Origin of the sequence: Poinsettia branch-inducing phytoplasma str. JR1 (genome assembly GCF_000309465.1) — a bacterium.
Classification (GTDB): Bacteria; Bacillota_I; Bacilli_A; order Acholeplasmatales; family Acholeplasmataceae; genus Phytoplasma; species Phytoplasma pruni.
In genome coordinates this window covers 1-2,434 of the sequence record NZ_AKIK01000114.1, presented here as the reverse complement: position 1 = coordinate 2,434, position 2,434 = coordinate 1, and the positions used below count along the sequence as shown (strand labels likewise).

Annotated in this window: 2 protein-coding genes; both read right to left on the bottom strand. The window is 30.6% G+C overall.

Annotated features, from left to right (window positions below):
* Positions 1 to 167 precede the first annotated feature (167 nt).
* Positions 168 to 1,682 (bottom strand): hypothetical protein, encoded by a 1,515-nt coding sequence (locus tag ON17_RS02525; RefSeq protein ID WP_017191931.1) that lies wholly within the window; start codon positions 1,680 to 1,682, stop codon positions 168 to 170.
* Positions 1,683 to 1,684: 2 nt separating this feature from the next.
* Positions 1,685 to 2,434: ATP-binding protein (locus ON17_RS02520; protein ID WP_017191930.1), on the bottom strand; the 750-nt coding region annotated here is incomplete at its 5' end.

Here is a 2,434-nt window from a genome sequence, read left to right as displayed (position 1 = left end):
CTACTATTATATAATATTTATTTGATTAAATTTAAATAAAAAATTTTATATATGAATTAATTAATGATAGGTTGAAGGAATTTATTATATCTTTTTTGTTTTATTCTTTCTTGGACTTTGGCGTAGTTAGGGGATTTTTGTTTTAGTTCTTCTTTGATTGTTTTTATTTATTCGTCAATAGGTTCTAATTTTATTTCTAGTTGTTCTTGTTGTAAGTATCTTGCATTATCTTTTTCGAATTCATTAATTACTTTTCTTCTTTTATTAGTTAATTCATTAATTATTGTAACGTATTCCCTAATAACTGATGTTTCGTTTTGTATGATTTTTTTAACTACTTCTCTTGATTCTTCGTATTGTTTTATAATTTGATCAGAGTGTAATTTATCTTTATATTCTACAAGTTTCTTTTCAGCGTCTTTATAGTCGGCTTTGGCTTCATCTAAATCTTTTTCTATTCTTTTTCTAATGATATCATATGTTTCTTTGCTCATCATTTTAGGTGTTCCGTCTTCCTTTTGAAATAAATCTTGGGCTAAACTGATTGCACGGTGAACTTCGTGAACAATTAATCCGCCTTTTGCGATAGTTCCAGCGGTTTTTTTAAATATTCCACCGCCAATGGCTTTTAACATACCGCGTCCACCATAGGCGTCTAAAAACATATCAGCACCTTTGAAAATAGCATCGCGAAGGTTACCAAAACTAAATTCATGTTTTTTATCCCAATCATCAGCAGCGCTTTTAGCAGCGTCGGCTGCTGTTTGCATTATTCGCAATCCTTCTATTCTTGCGTCAATAGCTGTTTTTTTTTCGTTTATTTCATCTATGTTGTTTTGGATTTCGGTGCGTCTTTGTTCGACGGATTGGATTTGGTTGAATAATGTTTGTTCGCCTTCAGTTAGATCTTTATATTGTTTTTCTAATAATTGTTTTAAATTTTCTGCGATTCGGAGGTGGTCATTTAAGGCGTTTAGGTCATTGCTAAATAATCCTATTTGGTTTTTGATTTCAGTAATTTGTTTAACTAATTTAATTTTTTCGTCATAAAGGATATCTAATTTAGTGCGTAATTTTTCTTTTTCAGTTAAATCAGTGGATTCCTCGATTTGTTTTTCTGTTAGTTTTATTTCTTTTTCTTTGTTGGCTAATGCTTCTTCTTTTTGTTTTAGTTCTTCTTTTAAGACATTAATTTTATTTTCAGTTTCTTGTTTTTGAGTTTTGATTTCGTTAATCTTTGTTTCTGTTTGGTTTATTAATTCTTTGATTTTCTCTTTTTGTTCTTGGGTTAATTCTTGGGCTTTGTAGAGTTCTTTTAATTCGGCTTCTACTTTGGTTAATTCTTGTTCCCAATTATCTTTTAATCCTTTATAATTGTTAATCACTTCATTGTATTTATCAATCGCTTTATCAATTTCTTGGACTAATTGGCCTGCGTATTTACTGGATGATTCTTTAGGTTTATGAAAGAAGCATAAGTAAATGAAACCTAAAATACCGATAATTATTAAAAAATAAGTTAAATATCCTTTCCATTTGTTTGTGTGTTGAGTGGGTTTATTGGCAACAAGTTTGCTTTTAAAGAAAAGGACAATGCCAAAGATAGCGGTAGCTATTAAAAACCAAGTGAAATAAGACTTAAAGGTTAGATAAGTTTTAATTAGGTCTAATGGTGTTTTCATAATTATTTACCTCTTTTCGCTTTTATTTCTTGTTCGATAATGTTTAGAAGGGTGTTGTCTTGTGAAATGATCATTTTGTAAGCTTGTTTTAAGTCTTCTTTATTGATTTCGTTTCTTTTAGTTTCGCCTTGACCTCGGTTTTTAGCGAAGATGGTGACAGTTGTTTTTAAAAGGTTTTCTAAAGTACGATTGGCTTTTTTAAATTGGTGGTTAACTGGTAATCTTTCTAAGGATTCGTTAATTACTTCATATAAATATTGTTTAGCTTCTTCACTGTAAGGATTTTTACGTTTGTTGATTAAGAATTCTAAGAAGGCTTTTCTTTCTTCTTTATTACCTGGTTTAACTTCGATGTTATAGGTGAAGCGGGATTTAATGGCTTCGTCAATTTGGTCGATATGGTTTATAGCGCCAATGATGAAAATTGGTTTGTCTTTGTTGTTTTCGAATGATGTCATTTCGGTTTTGAATTGGTTGACTACATTGTTGATGTCAGAAACACTGCTTAAATCACTCAAATTAGTAAAGATTGTTTCACATTCATCTAAGAAAATGATGGCCCCTTTGTTTTTGGCTGCTTCTTTACGAGCGTTCATAAATAATTCTTTTACCAATTGTGGCGCGTCTCCTTTGAATTTTCGGGAAAAAATGGAACTGCTTACTTCAAAAAAAAGGAGATTAGTTTCTTTAGCTAAGGCTCTGGCTAAGGTTGTTTTACCTGTACCAGGAATACCATACATTAAGATGCCTAA